This window comes from Algibacter sp. L4_22, assembly GCF_023473045.1.
Lineage (GTDB): Bacteria > Bacteroidota > Bacteroidia > Flavobacteriales > Flavobacteriaceae > Algibacter.
The window spans coordinates 60,021-83,399 of record NZ_JAMCOK010000007.1; the positions used below are offsets into that span (position 1 = coordinate 60,021).

Annotated in this window: 17 protein-coding genes; 6 read left to right on the top strand and 11 right to left on the bottom strand. The window is 32.9% G+C overall.

Annotated features, from left to right (window positions below; all coding sequences use genetic code 11):
* Positions 1–11 precede the first annotated feature (11 nt).
* Positions 12–2,168 (bottom strand): carboxy terminal-processing peptidase, encoded by a 2,157-nt coding sequence (locus M4I23_RS16825; RefSeq protein ID WP_306799996.1) that lies wholly within the window; start codon positions 2,166–2,168, stop codon positions 12–14.
* Positions 2,169–2,334: 166 nt separating this feature from the next.
* Between M4I23_RS16825 and surE the strand changes: the two genes are divergently transcribed.
* The 5 genes from surE to M4I23_RS16850 all read left to right on the top strand — a co-directional run bounded on the left by surE (position 2,335) and on the right by M4I23_RS16850 (position 7,212).
* On the top strand, positions 2,335–3,108 hold the full coding sequence (gene surE, locus M4I23_RS16830; RefSeq protein WP_158845199.1) for a 5'/3'-nucleotidase SurE: 774 nt from the start codon (positions 2,335–2,337) through the stop codon (positions 3,106–3,108).
* The gene (locus tag M4I23_RS16835; RefSeq protein WP_158845202.1) at positions 3,109–3,390 is read left to right on the top strand and encodes a hypothetical protein; all 282 of its coding nucleotides are present in this window, start codon (positions 3,109–3,111) and stop codon (positions 3,388–3,390) included.
* A gap of 62 nt (positions 3,391–3,452) precedes the next feature.
* Positions 3,453–4,565 (top strand): lipid-A-disaccharide synthase, encoded by a 1,113-nt coding sequence (gene lpxB, locus M4I23_RS16840; protein ID WP_249755176.1) that lies wholly within the window; start codon positions 3,453–3,455, stop codon positions 4,563–4,565.
* A 7-nt stretch (positions 4,566–4,572) separates the two neighbouring features.
* A complete protein-coding gene (locus tag M4I23_RS16845) occupies positions 4,573–5,145 on the top strand; it encodes a C40 family peptidase (RefSeq protein ID WP_249755177.1) in 573 nt (190 codons plus the stop codon).
* A 24-nt stretch (positions 5,146–5,169) separates the two neighbouring features.
* The gene (locus tag M4I23_RS16850; RefSeq protein WP_249755178.1) at positions 5,170–7,212 is read left to right on the top strand and encodes a ComEC/Rec2 family competence protein; all 2,043 of its coding nucleotides are present in this window, start codon (positions 5,170–5,172) and stop codon (positions 7,210–7,212) included.
* 18 nt (positions 7,213–7,230) lie between these two features.
* On the opposite strand, the gene M4I23_RS16855 is transcribed toward M4I23_RS16850, so the two are convergent.
* The 4 genes from M4I23_RS16855 to M4I23_RS16870 form a co-directional block, all read right to left on the bottom strand.
* On the bottom strand, positions 7,231–7,779 hold the full coding sequence (locus M4I23_RS16855) for a thioredoxin fold domain-containing protein (RefSeq protein ID WP_158845213.1): 549 nt from the start codon (positions 7,777–7,779) through the stop codon (positions 7,231–7,233).
* A gap of 140 nt (positions 7,780–7,919) precedes the next feature.
* The gene (locus M4I23_RS16860) at positions 7,920–9,704 is read right to left on the bottom strand and encodes a peptide MFS transporter (RefSeq protein ID WP_249755179.1); all 1,785 of its coding nucleotides are present in this window, start codon (positions 9,702–9,704) and stop codon (positions 7,920–7,922) included.
* A gap of 55 nt (positions 9,705–9,759) precedes the next feature.
* Positions 9,760–11,316, bottom strand: coding sequence for a peptide MFS transporter (locus M4I23_RS16865; protein ID WP_249755180.1), 1,557 nt, complete (start codon positions 11,314–11,316; stop codon positions 9,760–9,762).
* A gap of 32 nt (positions 11,317–11,348) precedes the next feature.
* Positions 11,349–13,535 carry a S9 family peptidase gene (locus tag M4I23_RS16870; RefSeq protein ID WP_249755181.1) on the bottom strand — a complete coding sequence of 729 codons (2,187 nt, stop codon included), beginning with the start codon at positions 13,533–13,535 and terminating at the stop codon, positions 11,349–11,351.
* Positions 13,536–13,686: 151 nt separating this feature from the next.
* Here M4I23_RS16870 and M4I23_RS16875 point away from each other — a divergent pair, with 151 nt between their 5' ends.
* Positions 13,687–15,003 carry a hydroxymethylglutaryl-CoA reductase, degradative gene (locus tag M4I23_RS16875; protein WP_249755182.1) on the top strand — a complete coding sequence of 439 codons (1,317 nt, stop codon included), beginning with the start codon at positions 13,687–13,689 and terminating at the stop codon, positions 15,001–15,003.
* Positions 15,004–15,017: 14 nt separating this feature from the next.
* Here M4I23_RS16875 and M4I23_RS16880 read toward each other — a convergent pair whose 3' ends face one another.
* The 6 genes from M4I23_RS16880 to M4I23_RS16905 all read right to left on the bottom strand — a co-directional run bounded on the left by M4I23_RS16880 (position 15,018) and on the right by M4I23_RS16905 (position 23,379).
* The gene (locus tag M4I23_RS16880; RefSeq protein WP_158845228.1) at positions 15,018–15,653 is read right to left on the bottom strand and encodes an HAD family phosphatase; all 636 of its coding nucleotides are present in this window, start codon (positions 15,651–15,653) and stop codon (positions 15,018–15,020) included.
* 9 nt (positions 15,654–15,662) lie between these two features.
* A complete protein-coding gene (locus tag M4I23_RS16885; protein WP_249755183.1) occupies positions 15,663–17,699 on the bottom strand; it encodes an OmpA family protein in 2,037 nt (678 codons plus the stop codon).
* 1 nt (position 17,700) lies between these two features.
* The gene (locus M4I23_RS16890; RefSeq protein WP_158845234.1) at positions 17,701–18,612 is read right to left on the bottom strand and encodes a type IX secretion system membrane protein PorP/SprF; all 912 of its coding nucleotides are present in this window, start codon (positions 18,610–18,612) and stop codon (positions 17,701–17,703) included.
* Between the two features lie 4 nt (positions 18,613–18,616).
* The gene (locus M4I23_RS16895; protein WP_249755184.1) at positions 18,617–21,247 is read right to left on the bottom strand and encodes a gliding motility-associated C-terminal domain-containing protein; all 2,631 of its coding nucleotides are present in this window, start codon (positions 21,245–21,247) and stop codon (positions 18,617–18,619) included.
* A 526-nt stretch (positions 21,248–21,773) separates the two neighbouring features.
* A complete protein-coding gene (locus M4I23_RS16900; protein WP_249755185.1) occupies positions 21,774–22,457 on the bottom strand; it encodes an SDR family oxidoreductase in 684 nt (227 codons plus the stop codon).
* Complete coding sequence (locus tag M4I23_RS16905) at positions 22,450–23,379, bottom strand: M20/M25/M40 family metallo-hydrolase (RefSeq protein ID WP_158845243.1); 930 nt, start codon at positions 23,377–23,379, stop codon at positions 22,450–22,452. The genes M4I23_RS16900 and M4I23_RS16905 overlap by 8 nt, the downstream gene beginning before the upstream one ends.

Here is a 23,379-nt window from a genome sequence, read left to right on the forward strand (position 1 = left end):
TTTTATTTATTCTATTTTTTAGCCCGTGGTTTTGTTGCCGCCACCTTTTCAATTGGGTAATTTTTTAAATCTTCTAAAACGTTTAAAGCTTCTTCCACATAAACATCTTGACTTAAGCTCTCGTGCCAACGTACACGTTTTTCTTTTAAATCGGTAGTATCTTTTTCAAAAAGAGCCTTTTCATATCTTGTTGAATTGAATGTTAAATTGGTTTTATAATCCGAAATAGCATCAAACTGTTTGGCCTCTTCTTCATTATTATCAAGTTCTGCTTTGTATTTCTCAAAGTTTAAAGAAAATCTAGTATCATCAATTTTACTTTTCACCCATTTTGCGTTTTCATCAATAAGTTTTAATTGAGCGTTGTTCGCCATACGCAACTTACTCTTAGCTACAATATAACTATAATCGAAATAGCCTTTCCATGGTGTATAATCGGCGGCATCAATCTCATCATAAGGTAATGGGTTATCTTTATCTTTTTCACCTACATCAATATAACTAAATCTACCAGGAACCTCCACATCACTCTTAACGCCTTCCAATTGAACTGAACCACCATTTATACGGTAATACTTTTTAGTAGTAAGCGCGATAGCTCCAAGATCTCCTCCTGTATTACTGCGTAAAACATTATTAAGATCTATAACATTTTGCACCGTACCTTTACCATAAGTTTGCTTACCACCTATTATAATAGCACGTTTATAATCTTGCATTGCAGCAGCCATAATCTCTGATGCTGAAGCCGATATCTCATTAACCAAAACTACCATTGGACCATCCCACACAATAGACTTATCTATATCGCTTAAAACTTCTTTAGCTTGTCCTGTTGATCGCACTTGAACAACTGGTCCTTCTTTAATAAACAATCCGGCCATATCAACAACTGTTGGCAAAGATCCTCCACCATTATTACGTAAATCTAGAACTAAACCTTGAATACCTTCTTTTTTAAGACGTAAAATTTCGTTCTTTACATCTTTAGATGCATTTATATTTTTATAATCTTGAAAATCGGCATAAAATGCAGGTAAATCAATCACTCCAAAACGGGTTCCATCTTTTTCAACTACAGATGATTTTGCATAAGTTTCTACCAACTCAACCACATCTCTAATTATAGTAACATCTTTAACCGTACCATCCATACTCTTAATGGTTAAGGTTACTTTCGTTCCTTTTGGGCCTTTTATGTATTTAATGGCATCGCTGATTCTCATACCAACAATATCTACAGCTACATTTTCATTTTCCTGTTTTACTTTTAAAATTATATCTTCTACCTCTAAAAGCTTACTTCTCCAAGCAGGTCCCCCAGAAATTAACTCTACAATTTTAATGTAATCCATTCGTTTTTGCAATCTTGCTCCAATACCTTCAAGTTTACCAGACATGCGCTGATCGAAATCCTCTTTCCCTCTTGGTGCTAAATAATAAGTATGAGGATCAAACTCTTCTACAATAGTATTTACATAAACAGCAAACCAATCGTCTCGTTGCAAATCATCAACATTGTCGTTAAAATAAATATCGATAGATTTTAACGTAGCTTCACGAGCTTCTTTTTCAATAGCTTCATCAGTTTTCATAACGTGCTCTGGGTCTTTTTCTTTAGCACGTTTCTCTTCTTCATAAATATCATCATAATTAGAAAGTGTAGAAAACTTTAGCTGTTGTCTCCAACGCTCTTTCATTTCTCTTTTATTTTTCACAAAATCGGTATTCTCATAATCCATATCAAAATCTTCATCAATTGTGTAATCAAAAGGTTCTGATAATATTTCTCGATATATTATTTTAACTTCACTTATACGTTCTAACACACGTTCGTGAACTAAATTGAAAAACGAAATGTCTACATCTTTTAATTGATCGTCTAAACTCGTTCTATATTTTTCAAAATCTTTATAATCCGAAGCATAAAAATACCGTTTTACAGGATCAACAATTTCTAAATAATCAGAAAACAATTCTTCTGAAAAGGCATCATCAAAATCAATAGGATCAAAGTGACCACGCTCTATAACAAAGGTAATAAGTTCAATTAATTTTTTATCTTTATCTGGATTATCGAACTTCTTGGTCGTAAAACTGCAGGACGCAAAAGCCAAAACCATTAACAACGATAATACTTTAAAATTCTTTTTCATAATATTCTTCATCTTCTGTATTTAAAAATTCTTAAGGGAATTTTATATCATTCCACTAAAATAGAGAAAAAACTATGCCAACAATCTGTTTTAGCTACTAATTTTTTGTTAAACAAAAGAAATACGAAGTATACAATCGAAATTATGTATTTTAGCAGTATGATTTAAGAACAGATTTATGACAAAAAAACCTCTTATTTTAATTACGAACGACGATGGCATAACGGCTCCTGGTATTCGAGCTCTAATTGAAGTTATGGTTGACTTAGGCGATGTTTTTGTAGTAGCTCCCGACAAGCCACAAAGCGGCATGGGACACGCTATTACTCTAGACGCCATGCTTTTTGCTCAAAATGTAAAAATTAGTGACGGACCACAAAAAGAATTTAGTTGCTCTGGCACACCTGCCGATTGTGTAAAAATTGCTATTCGTGAATTATTACCAAGAACACCAGATTTATGCGTTTCAGGAATTAATCACGGATCAAATTCAGCAATAAACGTAATCTACTCAGGAACAATGAGCGCTGCTATTGAAGCTGGAATTGAAGGCATCCCTTCTATAGGGTTCTCATTGCTCGATTACAGTTGGAATGCTAATTTTGAAGCCTCTAAGCCGTACGTAAAAATTATTGCTCAAAATGTAATAAAATCAGGCTTACCGAATGGTGTTGTTCTAAATGTGAACATCCCAAATGTACAAAACAACACTATAAAAGGCATAAAAATTTGCCGACAAGCTAAATCAAATTGGGTAGAATCCTTTGACAAGCGTAAAAATCCACAAGGGAAAAATTATTATTGGCTTTCGGGAAAATTTGTAAACCTAGATAATGGAGAAGATACAGATGAATGGGCCTTAGAAAACCATTACGTCTCTGTGGTTCCCGTACAATTTGACTTAACTGCACACCACTTTATACAACAATTAAATACTTGGAATTTAAAATAGATGAAGAAAGAAATTTTTATAGGCGTATTCGTCGGTCTAATTGCAAATGCTATTGGTTTAATTTTAACCGCAACGCTACTTGGTAAGGGAGATGATTTTACAACAGTTATTGCAGCGGCCGCGAATGAAGGCTTTCTAGGAAAACTTATTAGTTTGGGAGCCGTTTTAAATCTTATCAGCTTTTTTATTTTTATTAAAAGAAAGGAAGACTATCGCGCTAGAGGCGTATTGCTAATTACCGTCCTTATTGCTGTGTTTACTTTTGTTTTTAATATGCTTTAATTAATATACTGAAACGCAAATCGACAAGAAGCAATCAATCACCGAAAAACAACATACAACAAATGAAATATTACATAATAGCAGGCGAAGCATCTGGTGATTTACACGGCTCGAACCTTATGAAAGCATTGTTGAAAGAGGATCCAAACGCAGATATTAGGTTTTGGGGTGGAGACCTTATGCAATCGGTTGGCGGGACTTTAGTTACCCATTATAAAGAACGTGCTTTTATGGGGTTTATTGAAGTGATAATGAACCTGCGTAAAATATCGAAATTAATAACTTTTTGTAAAGAAGATATTGCTAATTTTAAACCAGATGTTATTATTTTTATCGATAATTCGGGCTTTAATTTACGAATTGCAAAATGGGCAAAAGCTGCCAATTTTAAAACACATTATTATATTTCGCCTCAAGTTTGGGCATCCAGAGCAAGTCGAGTTAAAAATATTAAACACGACATAGATGCTATGTATGTTATCCTTCCGTTTGTTGAAGATTTCTATAAAAAACACGATTATAAAGTCAACTTTGTAGGGCATCCGCTTATCGATGCCATTGCTAACCGTGAGCAAGTAAGCGAAAAGACCTTTAGAAAAACGCACCAACTTGGAGACAAACCCATTATTGCTTTATTGCCAGGAAGCCGGAAACAAGAAATAACAAAAATGTTATCGGTTATGCTTAGTTTGGTTGACGATTTTAAAGATTATCAATTTGTGATTGCTGGTGCTCCAAGTCAAGATTATAGTTTTTACCAAACTTTTATAAAATCTGCCAACGTAAAATTCATAGACAATAAAACTTACGATTTACTAAGTATATCTATGGCTGCCTTAGTAACTTCGGGAACTGCAACTCTAGAAACCGCATTATTTAAAGTACCACAAGTAGTGTGCTACAAAGGCAGTGCTATATCTTACCAAATTGCAAAACGCATTATTACATTAAAGTATATTTCGTTAGTAAATTTAGTAATGGACCGTGAAGTAGTTACCGAACTTATTCAAAGTGATTTTAATAAAAAACGCCTTAAAAAAGAATTAACACATATTTTAAATAAAGACGCTCGTAAAAAACTCTTTTTAGATTATTACGAATTAGAAAAAACTCTAGGCGGAAAAGGCGCTAGCGAGAAAACAGCAAAATTAATTTACAACTCCATAAAAAATTAAGTTTTACATGAAAAAAATAATTTTTATTCTTGTTCTCATCATTAGTTTTAGCAGTTGCAAGTCTTCAAAACGAGCAAAACGAAAGCCTAACACTACTACAAAAATCATTACTAAAAAACCAAAAAACAGCAAGAAAGACGAAGTCATTATTTCTTCCAATAGAAAAAATATTCCAACAACAAATACAACTTCAAAATCGAAAGCTCAAAATATCATTGATTATGCTGAAGAGTTTAAAGGCGTACGTTACAAATGGGGTGGCACCACAAAATCAGGTATGGATTGTTCAGGTTTAATTTACGAATCGTTTAGAGCCCATGATGTTAATTTACCAAGAATATCGCGAGATATGGCAAAACGCGGAGATAAAATATCATTAAAAGAAGTCCATAAAGGAGATTTACTATTTTTTAAAACCCAAAACCGTCGAAATGCAATTAACCATGTCGGGCTTATTGTTGCCATTAAAAATAACAATATTGAGTTTATACATGCCACGAGTAGTAAAGGCGTTATGACATCTTGGCTTAACGAAAACTACTGGAATAAAGCATTTTTCGAAGCACGCCGAATTCTATAAGATATTTTATATCTTGGTTTAATTATGAAAATATTCAATTTCACCATAATTAAACTAACCATTTGCCTCGTTTTAGGTATTCTAATTGGGTATTTTTTCTTTATTCCATTACCTACGGTGTTGTATTTTTTATTAGCCGTATTACTTTTATTAGTTATAGCATATTTTGTTGCTCGAAAGCAATTTTTTAAAACTATTTGGTTTGGGCTTCTTGCTTTTATGTTAATGACTATAGTGGGTGTTTTAACTGTAAATATTCATAATGAAAAGAGTTTCGACAAACACTATACACAGCATATTTTAAATGAAAAGGAAACGACAAACACCATTACTTTTAGAATTCGCGAAGTTTTAAAACCAAATGCATATTATGATAAATACGTAATTGACATTTTACAGGTTAACGCGCAACAAACCATAGGAAAATCTCTTTTAAATATTAAGAAAGATAGTTTACAATTAGCCTTAAGAGTTGATGCTGTTTTTTCAACTAAAAGCTCTTTTCAAGATTTAGGCTATCCCTTAAACCCATATCAATTTGATTACCAAAACTATTTAGAAAAGAAATATATTTACCATCAATTAAGTTTAAAACAATCAGAATTATTTCCAATTAGCAACGATACACATACCCTTTTTGGATATGCTAATTCTATTCGAGAATCCATCAATTTAAAATTGAAACGTTATCATTTTAAACCCGATGAACTTGCTGTAATCAATGCCTTATTCCTTGGGCAGCGACAAGACTTGAGTAAAGAAGTATACAACGATTACAAAAATGCCGGAGCTATTCATATTTTAGCTATCTCAGGACTTCATATCGGTATCATATTAATACTCTTAAGTTGGGTTTTTAAGCCAATAGAACGCTTGAAGCATGGTAAATTATTAAAAACTATTTTACTTCTTTTTCTTTTATGGAACTTTGCGGTTATCGCAGGACTTTCGGCATCTATAACTCGCGCAGTAACTATGTTCAGCATTGTTACTATTGCAGCCAACCTTAAACGCCCCACGAATATCTACAACACTTTAGCTATTTCGGTTTTCCTTATTTTATTATTTAAACCTTTATTTATCTTCGATGTTGGGTTTCAATTAAGTTATATGGCGGTTTTTGCTATTGTTACTATCGACCCAATACTTTATAAATTATGGCAACCACAAAATAAATTAGTAGATATTTATTGGCATACAATTACAGTGAGTATTGCTGCCCAATTCGGCATAGCGCCGCTTCTGCTCTACTACTTCCATCAATTCGCGGGACTGTTTTTACTATCGAACATAATAATAATCCCTTTGTTAGCAATTATTTTAGGTTTTGGAATAGTCATCATTTTAATGGCATCTCTAAACTTATTACCTCAATTTTTAGCCGATATTCTTGGACTTATTATTAGTAGCATGAATTATGTTATGAACTACATTTCAAAACAAGAAGTTTTTATTTTCAATGATATTCCTTTTAATATTTGGTATGTTCTAGCTTCATATCTTTTAATTATTTCATTAATAAAAACCTTTAAAAAATGGAACTATGCCAATTTAAAATGGATTCTTTTTGCTATTATTAGCATTCAATGTGCATTTATTTACACGAATTACAGCAAATCTTCTAATGAACTTATCGTGTTTCATAAAAGTCGTTTTAGCATGATTGGTAATACAAATAAAAACACATTAAAAATTACACATGATTTGGATAGCCTTTCTATCTTAAAAAATTCAACTATAAAAAATTACACAGTTGGAAATTTTATTAACACCATTGAAAATGCCGAATTACAATCGGTTTATGTGCTGAAAAACAAAAAAATATTATTAGTAGTAGACAGCTTAAACACTTACAATATAAAATCTTTTGAACCAGATTATCTATTGCTTCGACAATCTCCAAAAATAAATCTAAATAGATTAATAGATTCCATTCATCCAAAATATATTATTGCAGATGGTAGCAACTATAAGTCGTATGTATTACAATGGAAAAATATTTGTAAAAAACGAAAACTCCCTTTTCATGACACACACGAAAAGGGAGCTTTTGTAATTAAATATTGAGAATATATAAGGTTTTCTCTATCCTTTAAATTCCGATTGAAATGCATTATAATATGCATTAAATTCATCTTGTGTTTTAATCTTTTTATGATCGTCGTTTTTAAACATTTTTAAATACAACTCTAATTGAATTGGTGTTTGATATCCTCTAAGCGGTGTGATTACCTCAGCCGTTTCATCAAAAAACAAAACAGTTGGATATGCACTTATTTGAAAATAGTGTGCTAATTCGTGTGCTGAATTACGTCTATTAGCCTTCGCGGGATCGTAATTAGGATTTCCATATGATTTGCCTTTATAATTTACAATATCATTTCCTTCTCCATTAAGTTTCACAGCATAGTAATTTTCGTTTACATACTCGGCAACTTCTTTATTTTGAAACGTGTTTTTATCCAACATTTTACATGGTCCGCACCAGTTAGTATACACATCCATCATAATTTTTTTTGGTGTTTGCTTTTGAAGCTTAACGGCCTCTTCAAGAGTTAACCAATTAATCTCTTGAGCGCTTACGTAAACCGATGATATAAGCGTCAATAAAAACGCCATTGTTATTTTTTTCATTGCAATTTTTTTAATTTATTAAGCTTCTTTTTATTATTTGAAACCTTCAACTTAATACAAAAGTAGCAAAAGCCGTACCGAACTTACAAAAAACGCCCCTAAAAAAGGAGCGTTCTTATATAATTTAACATTTTATTTTGTTAACGTACGCCGTGCATAAGTCTTTTAAGCATTGGGTTTAACACTAAAGAAATTAATGCAAATATCGCCGGAACTATAGTAAATATCAAGAAAAAACTACTTAATGAATACTCTGCCGTAATCTTATCAATCATGCCTCCCATAGAGCCTGCTGCTTTTTGACCGATAGCGATGGCTAAGTACCAAATTCCGAACATAAACCCTATCATTCTACCTGGAACTAGTTTACTTAAATATGATAAGCCTACTGGCGAAATACATAACTCGCCCATAGTATGCAACAAGTAAGCTAATATTAAAAACACCATACTTACCGATGCTGTTTTTGCACCTTGAGGAATACCTAAAGTACCAAAAACTAAAACACCAAAACCTAAGCCTAAAAGCAATAAGCCAATACCATATTTCATGGCTGCACTTGGGTTATATTTACTTTCCCACCATCTAGAAAATAATGGCGCAAGTGTTATTATAAAAAACGAATTTAAAATCCCGAACCAAGTAGCAGGTACTTCGGTAGTATCTTTACTAAATTCATTATTAATTTTATAGTAAACAATATACCAAAGAAATATAAATGAAATACTTAATGTAATATTAGAATATGGGATTTTCGAATAGGTTTTTTTGAATAACAAAAGTAACACCCAAGTAATAATTGCTAATGGACCAACGGTTAATATTAAATCGACGATTTTAAATATAATAGCCGAATTTCCGGTAAGAGCTCTTTCTGTATAATCACGAGCAAACAACGTCATAGAACCTAAAGCTTGCTCGAAAGCTGCAAAGAATATAACGGTAAAGACAGCAAAGACTGAAACTGCTATAATTTTATCACGTACAATTCTAGAATATCTAGAAATACGAGTAATGATTAAATACAAAAACAAAGCCAATGCTGTTAAAACAGTAACATGAGAACCATCTAAACCACCTAAGTTAAAGTTTAAAAGATTTATGTTTCCTGCTTTAGAAAGCGGATCATTTATAAGATATAAAAAACCTCCTAAAGCCGATAAAGTAATTAAAATTTTATCGATTACAGTAAATGGGTTTAGCTTTTCAATATGTTCGGCATTATCCTGTTCTTTTGGATTTCTTTCATTTATATTTTGAGGCAATTCAACTTCGTGAACTTTAGATGGTTTTTCACCAATTTGTCCAAAAAAGTCTTTTGCCAACCAAAATTGAATTAACCCAAGCAACATAAAGATACCTGCCAATCCAAAACCATAACTCCACCCAATGTTTTCTGCTAAATAACCGCAAAGCATCATTCCGAAGAAAGCACCAGCATTAACACCCATATAATAAATAGTGTAAGCGCCATCTTTTTTAGATTCTTTGCCTTTGTACATTTCAGAAATCATCGAAGTCATGTTAGGCTTAAAAAACCCTGTACCTATAATTAATAAAGCTAACCCTAAATACAACGACCAAGGCGTTTCGAAAACCATAGATAAATGCCCAAGCATCATAAAAAAACAACCAATAACCACAGCCCATTTATAACCTGTAATTTTATCGGCAACCCAACCACCAACAATAGGCGTTAAGTAAAGCATAGAACCATAAGTTCCAATTAAAGCTAACGCATGTTCGCGAGGCCACTCCCAACCAGGGTTTGTACCAAGCATAGGTGCTGTTAAAAACAATACCAAAAGAATACGCATTCCGTAGAATGAAAAACGCTCCCACATTTCGGTAAAGAAAATAATAAACAACCCTGCCGGATGCCCAATTACCTTGTCTTTAAATAGATTTTCAATGTCTGTATTCATAAAAGAATATTTAATGGTTGTAATAAAGAAAACCCTCGCAAAGAGGGTTGATATTTTAATCTTCGGCTAATTCAAAACCTTCTGCTTCTTCGTTTTTCAAAATGCGCTCACTTTCTTCTGCACCGTGGGTTAATCGCTTTAATGGTTTTAAAATAATAATAAATAATACTCCGATAACCACTGTAAAAAGTACAATTCCGGAGAAGATATATAATTCCCCAAATTTACTTGCAGACTCACCAATAATACCGGCCACTTTATTTCCTAAACCAGATGCTGCAAAATAAACACCCATCATTAAAGACGCATATTTAACAGGAGCTAACTTAGTTATAAAAGAAAGTGCTACAGGAGATAAACAAAGTTCTCCAATTGTATGAAACAGATAAGCTAAAACTAACCAAATCATACTAGAAGCTCCAGATTCCTCAAATTCTAAAGCTGCAAAAACCATAAAAACAAAACCTAATCCCATAATTATAATACCAGATGCCATTTTGAATATTGAAGACGCTTCTCCTCCTTTAAGTTTTCGTTTTGCCCAAACACCAGCTATAAAAGTTGCAAAAAGAATTATAAATGCAGCATTTAAACTTTGAAACATAACTGTTGGAACTTCCCAACCAAATAACATGCGATCGGTATTAGTATCCGTATATAAATTCATTAATCCACCAGCTTGCTCAAAGGCTCCCCAGAAAATTATTACCATAATGAATGATAATAATAACACCACAAAACGATCTTTATAAACTTGCGTATCTAGGTCTTTATAAATCATCATTAATAAGGCCGCAATTGCTGTTAAAAACAAGAAAAGCAAACCATAAGGCCAGCCTAGAAAATACCAACCTATTAATGAACCAGCTAATAATACACCAGTAAACATGAGCTGCGTAGGCGAACTAAACAGTCTACCATATAATTTAGTGTAAGAGACCTCATGTTCATCATTGGTACTAGGAACAAAATTCCCAACTTGAGTCAAATATTTTTGACCTCCAATATAATTTATTAACCCCAATAGCATAACAACACCGGCAAGTCCGAAGCCAGCATGCCAACCCCATTTTACAATAACGCCACCAACAACCATAGTCGCTAAAAGTGAACCTAAATTAATACCTATATAAAAAATACTAAATCCTTTATCACGCCTAATATCACCAGCTTTATACAAACCCCCAACCATTGTTGATATATTCGGTTTTAGCAAACCAACACCTAGAATTACTAAACCTAAACCGGTATAGAATGCCCAAATATCTTTCATAACTAAAACAGCATGCCCTAAACATAAAATAATGGCACCATATAAAACTGCCTTTTTCTGGCCAATTAATTTATCGGCAATCATACCGCCTGGTATAGACATCACATAAACCAGCATGGTATACCAACCGTAAAGCGCCAAAGCTTCTTGGCTAGTCCACCCAAGTCCAGCTCCTCTAGCATCATCTCCTAAAGTAGAAGTCGTCATATATAAAACCAACAAAGCACGCATACCATAATAAGAAAAACGCTCCCACATTTCTGTTAAGAATAAAATATACAATCCTATTGGTTGTCCAAATAGTTCTTTTTGATGCGGTTGCAATGCCTTAGCTGCCATAAATTTGTTGTTAGTTAATTATGCTTTTATTATTACTTGCTTATTTTATCACCTAGATTTTTATCTAAAAAATCAGTCATTTTAGTGTATAAATGTAATCTTGTGTTTCCTCCGTAAATACCATGATTTTTATCAGGATAAATCCCCCAATCAAACTGCTTATTAGCTTGCACTAAAGCTTCAACCAAACGCATCGTGTTTTGCACATGCACATTATCATCTCCCGAACCATGAATTAACAGAAAATTACCTTTTAATTTATCAACATGATTAATTGGCGAATTTTCATCATAACCACTTGCATTTTCTTGTGGAGTTGACATATAACGCTCTGTATAAATAGAATCGTAAAAACGCCAGCTACTAACTGGTGCCACTGCAATAGCCATTTTAAACACATCATTACCTTTAAACAAGCAATTACTACTCATAAAACCTCCAAAACTCCATCCCCAAATACCAATACGTTCAGAATCAATATAAGGTAAAGCGCCAAATTCTTTAGCTACAGCTATCTGATCTTCAACCTCATATTTACCTAATTCGTTTTGAGTCACCTTTTTAAAAGCAGCACCTTTAAACCCGGTTCCCCGTCCGTCAACACAGGCTACAATATAGCCTTTTTGCGCCAATAATTGATACCAATAATCGTTAGAACTTATCCAACTATTTGCAACTTGTTGAGAACCTGGCCCTGAATATTGAAACATTAATAATGGATATTCTTTAGAAGCATCAAAATCTGCAGGTTTAACCATCCACATATTTAAATTATATCCGTTTATTTCAATCGTACTAAACTCCTTTTTAGAAATCCCATATTGAGAAAGTTGTTCTGCCAATCCTTTATTATCCTTAATTAACTTGATAACTTTACCAGTAGACGCACTGTTTAAAGTATATCTTGGTGGTGTAGCAGCATTAGAAAACGTATTTATAAAATATGAGAAATCGGCACTAAAATCGGCACCATTAGTTCCTTCTTCTTCGGTTAGCCTCGTCTTGTTTCTACCGTTTAATTTAATAGAATATACATCACGATTGATTGAGCCATTTTCAACCGATTGATAAAAAATAGTTTTCGTTTTTTCATTGAAGCCATAGTAATTTGTTACTTCCCAATTACCTTTTGTAATTTGGTTTATAAGCTTTCCATCCTTACTGTAATGATAGATATGATTGTAACCATCTTTTTCACTTGTCCAAATAAAACTATTGTCTTTTAAAAACGTTAAGTTATCTGTAACATCAACATAAGCCTCGTCAACCTCTTTTAAAAGCACATTAGTTTTGGCAGTGGCAGAATTATAGGCTATTAAATCTAAATTGTTTTGATGACGATTTAAAATTTGAGCACTTAATATATCGTTATTTTTTGTCCATTGAATTCTTGCAATATAATCCACATGTGGCCCAAGGTTTACCTCATCTGTTTTTGTTGCTTTCAAATTATAAATATGAAGTGACACTTTAGAGTTTGCCTCACCAGCCTTAGGGTATTTAAACACCTCCTGCGTTTGGTAAAGTGCTGTTCCATAAATATCCATTGAAAATTCCGGAACCTCAGTTTCATCAAACCTTATGTAGGCAATTTGAGAACCATTTGCATTCCAATCAAAGGCACGAACAAAGGCAAATTCTTCTTCGTAAACCCAATCGGTAATACCATTAATTATCTTGTTTTTTTCACCATCGAAAGTGATTTGAAAAGTTTCACCTGAAATTAAATCCTTTATAAATAGATTATTATTTTTAGCAAATGCTACTTTATTTCCGTTGGGAGACAACGTAGGTTCTTGTATTTTCTCTTCGGAAATCAACGTTAGCTCACCATCTTTTACATTATAAATATAATAATTACCTAACACAGAATGACGGAAGACAGATTCTTCATTTGTTGCTAAAATAATTTGACTTTCATCTTTACTAAACGTATAATCGGTAAAGTAATCCATAGCTTCGAGATCACTCGAATTCACCAATGTATTTACCTTTTCTAAGGTTTTATAATCATAAATATCGATGGACGTACTTCTTTCTTCACGATTAAAGTTTAAAACAGAATATTGCTGACCATTTGCCATAGAATGCAAAGCATCCAGCCTTTCCGTTCTAAACGTGCCATTCCATATTTCTTCTAGGGTAACTTCTTTAGTTTGAGCAGATAAAACAGCTGTAAAAAAAAGACAAATCTGAAAGCTAAATTTTAGGTATTTCATTAAAATTGATGTTTATTTCTCATGAGAACGGCAAGTTTAATAAAAATACTTCAAAAAAACCATAATATTAACACATAAATAACGAGTAAGATGCAAGTTCATGATTAATTATAAGAAGAGTATTATCTTTACACCAATAAATGTACAAATTATGAGTAAAACCATTGCTGGATTTTCAAAATTATCTAAATCTAAAAAAATTGACTGGATTGCAAACACTTATTTTGCTAATGCAGAAAACACCAAAGCTGTTTTAAAACAGTACTGGAACGATAACGAAAAACTACAGCAATTACACGACGAGTTTATCGAAAACACCATTAGCAATTACTATTTACCGCTTGGTGTTGCTCCTAATTTTTTAATAAACAATAAACTCTATGCCTTACCAATGGCTATTGAAGAAAGCTCGGTAGTAGCTGCAGCAAGTAAAGCTGCTAAATTCTGGCTAGATCGTGGAGGATTTAAAACCTCTATAATTTCAACTACAAAAATTGGTCAGGTTCACTTTATGTTTCACGGCGATTTTAAAAACTTGAAATCCTTTTTTGATACTGTTAAGCCAAAACTAATTGCAGATGCTAAACCATTAACCAAAAATATGGAAGCCCGAGGCGGCGGTGTCTTAGATATTGAATTGCGCGATAAAACAGCCAAGATTGATGGTTATTACCAACTACACGTTTCTTTTGAAACGTTGGACGCCATGGGAGCCAATTTTATAAATTCATGCTTAGAGCAGTTTGCAAAGACTTTTAAAACCGAAGCGATAAAATTTAAAGGTTTTCCTGAAGAAGAAAAGCAAATAGAAATTGTAATGAGTATACTTTCCAACTATGTTCCCGACTGTTTAGTGCGTGCCGAAGTAAGTTGTAAAGTTGAAGATTTAAGCGAAAAAAAAACCATTTCTGGTGAAGCTTTCGCTGAAAAATTTGTGAGGGCTATAAAAATTGCAGAAGTTGAACCTTACAGAGCAGTAACACACAACAAAGGTATCATGAATGGTATTGACGCTGTTGTACTTGCTACCGGAAACGACTTTAGAGCCGTGGAAGCTGGTGTACATGCATACGCCGCAAGGAATGGAGAATACAGTAGTTTATCTCATGCTAAAATTGAAAATGGTATTTTTACTTTTTGGATGGAAATACCCTTGGCTTTAGGAACCGTTGGCGGATTAACAGGTTTACACCCATTAGTGAAATTGGCTTTAGAATTATTACACAAACCTTCGGCAAAAGAGTTAATGTCTATTGTGGCTGTGGCTGGGTTAGCCCAAAACTTTGCGGCTTTACGTTCGCTTACAACAACGGGGATTCAGAAAGGACATATGAAAATGCATCTTATGAATATCTTGAATCAATTTGAAGCTAACGATGCAGAAAAAGTGATATTAATTGAACATTTTGCTAATAACCCCGTAACTCATAGTGCAGTGGTAGAAGCCATTGCTAACTTGAGGAATTAAAAATAGTTAAAAACCTAAATCATTTTTAATAATTTACTCATACTATCAAAAGTTTCTGTAGCCACACCTTTTAGTTCATTATTATAATCGTGAGCTACATAACCAAAAACATCAAATCCGCCAGCTTTTGCCGCACGTACACCCGATAAACTATCCTCTATTACAACACATTCCTCGGGCTTAAAACCCATAGTTTCTGCTGCCCATAAAAACACGGCTGGATCTGGTTTCCATTTTTGTATTTTATAACAACTAAATATTTTATTCTTAAAAAAAGGAAGTAATCCAGTAAGACCTAAATTAAGTTCTATTTTATCTTCTGGCCCACTTGAAGCTACACAAAAAGGTCTGTCTAAATTTTTAAGCACCTCTTTGACGTCTTCAACAGGTTTCATATCTTTTTTAAAAGCCTGAAAACTGCGTTGTCTATATTCATCCTCTATAGAGTCTGGAAGTTCCTTTTGGGCAAGCTCAGAAATCATACGTTTACAAGCCGTAAAAAAGCTACCTTTAAAATGCTTCATTCCATAGTCAAAATCAATACCAGCGCCATATTCATTTGCTATATCAACTAATACCTGAATGCTTACGGGTTCGCTATCTACAAGAACACCATCGCAATCAAAAATAACACATTTATACTTTTTCATAAATTCGCTCTAGTATTTAATAATTTCAAATTCGGATCGTCGATTTAATTGATGTTCCTCTTCGGTACAATTTAACATTGGGCAAGGTACAATGGGAACTAATTCACCAAAACCTTTAAATGATAATCGACGTGCATTTATAAAACCTTCCAAAGCTATGTAATTTCTTGTGGATTCCGCTCTTCGTTCCGATAAAATTTGATTGTATTTCGCCGTACCTCTACTATCGGTATGTGCACTTATTTTTAAATAGATATTAGGATAACGTTCCAATTTAGCAGACAAAGCATCTAATATTTTTTTAGAATCTGCTCTAATATTCCACGTACCGAAATCGAAATAAATAGGCTCTAACTGAAAATACAACTTCCCTTCTTTTTCTACTACAGGTGGCCCATCAACATCTGTAAGTAAAGCAAATCGAGTTGGATCTTCTTCTTTTAACTTCTTATCGATTTTCTTTTCAGCAATAATAGCTTCAACCGGGTCGATAACTACTATCGGTAGTGGCGGTGGTGGCGGAATCTGTTTCAGATACAAAACGTGTTTCTGGTCTTGTTTTTCTAAAACCTCAACCTGTAAGGCTTTTGGATAATAACCTTCACTTTCCGCTTTAAGTTCATAATTATCAGCAAGGAGATTCATATTAAAAAAAGAAGTATCATCTAATATATTACTATATAATTCAGCTTTTCTTCTATCATTTAAAACAACTTTTGCATTCGGAATATATTCTTTTGTAACAGCATCTCGGATTTCGAATGTATTAATGTATTCACGAATAAAGATTTCTCCAGATTGTTTAAACTGAAAAATATTATCGTCTTTTTTGTTTCTATTTGAAGCAAAGAAACCTTCGTTTTCATTATAATATGTAACACTAAAATCGTCATATTGAGAATTAATAGGCAAGCCTAAATTTGTTGGAGTTGTAAATGAACCATCAACTAATTCTGAAACAAAATTATCTAACATCCCTAAACCTAAATGGCCGTTTGATGCAAAAAACAAATGTCCTTCTTCGGATATAAAAGGGAAATGCTCACGATTTTCGGTATTTATTGTTGTTCCTAAATTTACAGGTTCTCCAATTTTATCTTTATTTAAAACAACATAATACAAATCGAAACTACCACAACCTCCCTCTATGTTAGATGAAAAATATAGCTTATCCCCTTTGGCGTTTAAAGCAGGATGTTGATAGGAGAATCCATTTTTATTAAATGCTAATTTCTCTGGAGTAGACCATTTACCGTTTTCCTTTATCGATTTATAAAGATGAATATTATTCGTCTTGGCTTCGTTAAACTCGCGTTTACCTTCTACTGTATTGCTTTTTGAAATATACAATGTGTTGCCATCTTTACTAAAACAAAAATTCCCTTCATGATATTTAGAATTAATAGTTTTTGGCAATACTTTTACTTGGCCAATAGTATCATTTTTTTCATTTACCGCAGTAACATAAAGGTCCAAAAAGGGTTGATGTGTCCATTTATAAGTTTTTCCGAATAATTGATTAACACCCCTATCTGAAGTAAAATATACGCTATCCCCAAATTTTACAGCTCCAAACTCTGAAGCTTCAGAATTAAACTGAACTTTTTCAACTTTATAATCTGGGCTTTTCAACTTAAAAGTTTCAATCGTTTCAATAGATTCCGCAATATCTAAGGATGCCGAATTGTTTTCTTTATACAGCTTTAAATACTCCAAAGCAGCTTCATAATCACCCAAAGCAGAAAGCATTTGATAAAGTTTAAAATTATATTGATTGTTATAATTTTTATCCTTTTCGCCAAAGCGACCTTGGACTAATTGTTTTAAATTACGAGAAGCCAACCTATACTGAAACGTGTTATAATAACACTCGGCAAGATTTTCTAAATCTTTTTTATGGCGTTCTTTTTCTAACGCAATTTCGTAATATTTAGCTGCGTTAATATAGTCTCCTTTTTCGAAAAAACGATCGCCTCTAGATTTTTGACCTATGGCCAACTGAGACATAAAACAGATTGCAAAAATTAAAGTTATTTTCTTAATCATATTAATAGAATCTTGGAGATGAATATTTTTTACTTAAACCTAACACATCAAACCTGTAAAGTAAAACAAATTCATGACTGCCGTTGTTAAAGCTTTTTAATTGACTTGTGTTAAAATCGTGAGCATAACCGATACGTAAATCTGGTGTTATATTGATAACAGCCAGTCCAGATATCGCATCTTGATAACGGTAAGATACGCCTAACTCAAACTTATTATCGTACAAAACATTTGCTGAAACATCGAATGATAATGGCGCACCTCCTACAAATTTCATGACTGTAGATGGTTTTATTTTAAACAAATCGTTTAACTCATAGATATAACCCGCGATTAAAAACCCATGAATACTGTTATCATAGACAACGTCGTCATTAATATTTAAATCCGCAGGAATTAGATTTGGTGCAGATAAACCAATATAATAATTTTTATGAAATAGAAATGCTCCAGCTCCAATATTAAGAACTGTTTTATTCGTATTTCCAAAAGAAGGATCGGTTGAGACATTACTTCCTATAGAACTAAAGTTTAAATGATCGAATCCCATTTTTAATCCAAAAGATAGATTCAACTCTTTATTTAAATTAATCTTATAAGCCGCATCAATGTTAAATACATTTTCACTTGTATTTATATTTCCTCCTATATTATCATTTAAATAATTTATGCTTAATTCTATTTTTTCATTTAAAGGAATGTTCGCAAAAACATTTGCTGTTTTAGGTGCGCCATCAATGCCAACCCACTGTGTTCGATACAAAGCACCAACTTCTACAAGACTTGGTTCGTTAATCATATAAGCAGGGTTAACCATGCTCATATTGTACATATATTGTGTATACTGTGGTTCTTGCTGAGCAAAAACAGACAGGTTACAGACTATAAATAGTATATATAATTTTATTTTCATCAATTTATCTGCTTAAATAAAAATTACCTTGAAAAGGTTTAGTTATCCCATCTTTTGGATCAAAAACATAAAAATACACTCCTGATGACAATTGTTTTCCTAGTGTTGCCGATACGTTAGACTCACCCCCAAAGAGAGGTGTGTCTTTTGTACCTTTATAAACGGTTACTCCATAGCGATTATGAACGTTTAATTCGAAATTAGGATATGTATCTGACAGATTACACAAATCGAACTCATCATTTATATTATCTCCATTAACCGAAATTCCGTCTTTTATACAACTCTCACAATTCTCATCTCCAAAAGGTAAAAGAGTAACCATCATTACTGTTTTTGATGACTCGCAATCGTTCTCATCTACCGCTGTAACGAAATAATCTTCTCCATTAACTAAAATAGTTCCCATTGGTAATGGCGTGGTTGCTATTTCCGAATCATACCAATTAAAACCATAGCCATTATCTGCCTCTAAACTATTTACTGTCGCTCCATCTACCGCACAAAATGTTTGATTAGAAGTTGTTGCAACATCTACCTCAAGAATAGTAATTTCTATAAATGAAATAACCAAACTACATGTAACATGACCTTGAATTTCGTAGCTAAAATTATAAACTCCAGCAACTAATTGCGAAACATCTAACAAGCTTCCTGTTAAAAAACTTGTATTATCTAAGTCTGTAAAAATTCCTGCACTAGTAGCTGTATCATCTAAATAGTCTACCAAATCGATTTCTAAATCTGATCGGCATACATTAAAAGCACCATCTTCACCTGCACTTGGACTTTTATAAACAGTTACTATAATTGTTGCTTGGCTTCCTGTACACATGGTTGTTCCTGATGGTGTAGTATTATCTGGAACAGTATAAGTATAAACCCCAGCATCTGATGATCTAGGATCAAAATCGGCAGTATAGTCTGTTGTTGTAAATCCGTTTGGACCTGTCCATGTTCCTGTTGTATTTGGTGTACCATCCAATTCATCAAACAAATTGATAATGTCTGTATTATCGCAAACATCTAATAATGTATCTATTCCAGCCGAATATTCTTCATAAACCGTAAATGATAAATTAGCTGAGTTTATACAACCTTTGTCCGTTAGAGTAGAATATGTAAAATCGAAAAGCTCATCACCTTTAATTTCTGGTAATACATAAGCTGTAGGGTTAGCAACAGGATCTCCCGAAATATTATTAACCCAAGTTCCTAATGAACCTTGATATATGGGATCGTCAATACTATTTGTTGTTAAAAGAGAAAACAGATTTAAAGGATTTGCTATTAACGCGTCGTTTTCACAAAACTCTAAACCAACCGTATCTTCACCAGCATAATTATTAGGTAATAAAACAACAGTAACGTTTGTAAACTTGGGATCGCATGGAGAAGTTCCACTAACTCCACAAGTATTACATAAACCTGAAACTAAATACCTAAATATATAGGTGCCAGCATTGGCTTGTGTGAGTGATGCAAAATCTATAATTCCAGAATCGACATCCCTTCTAATATCCGAAGGTCCAGAAACAAAACTCCAAGTATTACAACTCAAATTTGGAAGGTAATTATACAACACCCCATTTTCTGTTGTAAATGTTAATTCATTATATAAATTTATACTTGAAGGTTGATTATCATCTAGACAAACCTCTAAAGGTTCTTCTTGATAAAAAGGTTTTATAGTTTCGTAAATTCTAAACACAACTTCGGATTCCTTACTTGGGCAATCCGTTAACGAAGATCGAGCTTCTACAGAATACTTGTATTTAAATTCTCGACAACCAAAATTAGAATTATTATTTTTTAAATTATCATAAACTTCTCTAATATTTATAGTAGAATCAACAGGACTATCAATTTGATTTGCTGCATCGGAAATTGCACTCCAAGTACCTTCAACATCCTCTCCCTCTAAAAAAGCATCATTTGTTAAATCAATATCAGCATCCCATATTCCAGATAATATATCGGCTTCACAAATATCATATTCTGAAGCTTCACCCGAAATTACATCACGAATAACTTCAACTTTAAAACGAGACACTTTTTCCGAAGCACATGGTGACACTCCAGAAACGGTATAAGTGAATTCGAAAACATCAAATTCCACTAAACTTCCATAAGGTTCATAAGGAATTTCTGCATTAAATTTACCTTCAGGACTTAGGCTTTCAAAATTATCAGAATCTCCTACATTCCCCACAAATTCCCATACACCATTTTTATGAGGTGATGGTTGAGACTCGAAAACCTGAAATAAATCGAAATCAGCTAAAACTGCTTGACAGATCGTTATATTAGCATCGTTAGCTCCTGCTGGAGGTAAAGGCTTACCTTCAAATGGGCCTAAAACAATATTTAATCGAAGTTTTATTCCATCAGGACAAGTACTAGATGTATCTATTAACATAAATTGGTACGAATCTATATTAACAGATGCATCTTTTAAATCCCATAAATACAAATCCCCCGTAGACACATCTAAAGAAAAATTATAATTAGGATCAAACCAAGAACCAGAGGTTAATGAAATTGGAGCATCAACACCTGGGACGTTATTATAAACATCGTACAAATTAATTATTCCATCGGGCGTTCCGTTAGCATCGTTATCAATGATTGTCATATCACAAACATTATAAGTTACTACTTCATCGCATTGCGCTTGTACTTTTGCAAAACAAGTTATAAGAACTGCAAGAGTCAAAAAGAGGCCTTTTTTCAATATAGTTAAATTAGATTCAATGCAAGGTATTATTTACTGTGCAAGGGCAAAGGTGTGGAAAATAAAAACTTACAACTAAAAAATGAAGGAAAAAGTTAATATTTCATGTATAATATCCTTTTTTTATGCATTTCATCTATAAAATTATTGGAAACAGTTAGTATTTTAACATAAAATCTCCCCAGAATTCACTTTTATAATCTAAAAATTCATCAAACGGATAATCGGATTTTTAGTTTTTTCTCTTAGAAAAACATCATTCCGTCCTAATTTATTCGCATCAAGCCTCTTAACAGTTTAACGCATCTATCATATTTCTTTGTATTCGAATATTTAGAAGTTCTTTTTATCCAACATATATTATTAACATAAACCACAATTTATCATAAAATATACTGAATAACTTACCACTGCAGAAATATTTGTATTAAGGCGTAGAATTAGAAACTTGTAACATTTTACCGTTATAATATTTATTTCCGTTAAGTGAAAAATCGAAAATATATTGTGCCATTTCTAGAGCTGTAGTTGGTGCTTGATAACCAGGGAAAGCTTCTTCCAACATTTCGGTTTGTACAGCTCCTAAAGCTAGAACATTGAAAGCAATACCAGATTCTTTATATTCTTCTGCTAATAATTCGGTAAGCGTAATTACGGCCGCTTTACTTGAACTATAAGCCGCTAAACCTGGAAATTTCATGCTGCCCTGAACACCGCCCATAGAACTAATAGTAACTACATGGCTATTAGCTTTCATAAAAGGAAGTGTTTTACGAGTTATTTCGGCTACACCAAAAACATTTGTTTTATAAACAGCTTCAAAATCTGCCATTGTTATTTCGGCAAACGGCTTGTTTAGCAAAGCGCCAGCGTTATTGATTAAAACATCTACTTGTTTCCAATTTTCAGAAATAAAATTTTCAACTTTTTCATAAGCCTTTTCATCATTTAAATCGAACGAAAAACACGTTACGTTTTCTAAGTTTAAATTCAGGATAGGCTTTTCATTCCGCGAAAGCGCCAATACATGATGTCCAGCTTTTGCGTATAGTCGAACCAATTCGAAACCAATGCCTCTACTTGTTCCTGTTATAATTATATTTTTACTCATTATTCAATTTTATTTCTTTAGTTGGAGCATTTATCATTCCTTCCAAAGCCGGAATCATTTTATTTATAAAATTAGCCATGTGTTCAAAATTCATATTTTCGGTTTCGTCATCCACATGATGGTAATAATCGAAATTTGTAAAGTCGAAAGTTGAAATGGCTTGCGCCGGAACATTAAATGCATTGTAGAATGGATAGTTATCCGAACGCATAAATAATCTAATCTCTTTAGCTTTTGGTAAAAATCCAACAATTTCAGAATTAGCATAACCATTTAACTTTTCGGCCATATTCGATTCTTTGTAACCTGTAACGTAAGCCATAGTTTCACCACCTGCTCTTGGCACACCAATCATTTCAAAATTAATCATGGTATAAACATTTAGATTTTCATCTTTTAAACGCTTTGCTAAATGTCCAGATCCTTTTAAACCCATTTCTTCGGCAGCATATAAAGTAAACAAAACACTACGCTTATTGTTTTTAGTTTCAGCAAAATATTTTGCCCATTCCATAACGGCTACCGTCCCCGAAGCATCATCGTTAGCTCCGTTTGCAATAACATCGCCATTCACTTCTTTTGCTGTACCAATATGATCATAATGTGCTCCTAGAATTACAAATTCATTTTTTAATTCCGGATCGTTTCCTTCTATATAGCCAACCACATTATACCCTACAACTTCCTTTACATTAAAAGTATCTCTATAGGTTTCAAAATAAGGTTTTACATTGTTTTCTTTAAAAAAATTCTCTATAAAAACAGCAGCTTTCTCGATACCTTCACTTCCTGTATTCCTACCTTCTAATGCGTCGGAAGCTAAATACTCTAAACTTGCTATAATCGATTTTTCTTCTATTTTATTTTGAGCAGCACAGTTAAAAACAAACAGTACTAAACTAAGCCTAAATATATTTTTCAT

Excerpts from the sequence above, each read along its gene's own strand:
- M4I23_RS16880 (WP_158845228.1), bottom strand. The coding sequence starts at position 15,653 with ATGAAAAAGTATAAATGTGTTATTTTTGATTGCGATGGTGTTCTTGTA.
- M4I23_RS16825 (WP_306799996.1), bottom strand. The coding sequence starts at position 2,168 with ATGAAGAATATTATGAAAAAGAATTTTAAAGTATTATCGTTGTTAATG.
- lpxB (WP_249755176.1), top strand. The coding sequence starts at position 3,453 with ATGAAATATTACATAATAGCAGGCGAAGCATCTGGTGATTTACACGGC.
- M4I23_RS16875 (WP_249755182.1), top strand. The coding sequence starts at position 13,687 with ATGAGTAAAACCATTGCTGGATTTTCAAAATTATCTAAATCTAAAAAA.
- surE (WP_158845199.1), top strand. The coding sequence starts at position 2,335 with ATGACAAAAAAACCTCTTATTTTAATTACGAACGACGATGGCATAACG.
- M4I23_RS16865 (WP_249755180.1), bottom strand. The coding sequence starts at position 11,316 with ATGGCAGCTAAGGCATTGCAACCGCATCAAAAAGAACTATTTGGACAA.
- M4I23_RS16890 (WP_158845234.1), bottom strand. The coding sequence starts at position 18,612 with ATGAAAATAAAATTATATATACTATTTATAGTCTGTAACCTGTCTGTT.
- M4I23_RS16855 (WP_158845213.1), bottom strand. The coding sequence starts at position 7,779 with ATGAAAAAAATAACAATGGCGTTTTTATTGACGCTTATATCATCGGTT.
- M4I23_RS16835 (WP_158845202.1), top strand. The coding sequence starts at position 3,109 with ATGAAGAAAGAAATTTTTATAGGCGTATTCGTCGGTCTAATTGCAAAT.
- M4I23_RS16900 (WP_249755185.1), bottom strand. The coding sequence starts at position 22,457 with ATGAGTAAAAATATAATTATAACAGGAACAAGTAGAGGCATTGGTTTC.
- M4I23_RS16845 (WP_249755177.1), top strand. The coding sequence starts at position 4,573 with ATGAAAAAAATAATTTTTATTCTTGTTCTCATCATTAGTTTTAGCAGT.
- M4I23_RS16860 (WP_249755179.1), bottom strand. The coding sequence starts at position 9,704 with ATGAATACAGACATTGAAAATCTATTTAAAGACAAGGTAATTGGGCAT.
- M4I23_RS16905 (WP_158845243.1), bottom strand. The coding sequence starts at position 23,379 with ATGAAAAATATATTTAGGCTTAGTTTAGTACTGTTTGTTTTTAACTGT.
- M4I23_RS16895 (WP_249755184.1), bottom strand. The coding sequence starts at position 21,247 with ATGACAATCATTGATAACGATGCTAACGGAACGCCCGATGGAATAATT.
- M4I23_RS16850 (WP_249755178.1), top strand. The coding sequence starts at position 5,170 with ATGAAAATATTCAATTTCACCATAATTAAACTAACCATTTGCCTCGTT.
- M4I23_RS16870 (WP_249755181.1), bottom strand. The coding sequence starts at position 13,535 with ATGAAATACCTAAAATTTAGCTTTCAGATTTGTCTTTTTTTTACAGCT.
- M4I23_RS16885 (WP_249755183.1), bottom strand. The coding sequence starts at position 17,699 with ATGATTAAGAAAATAACTTTAATTTTTGCAATCTGTTTTATGTCTCAG.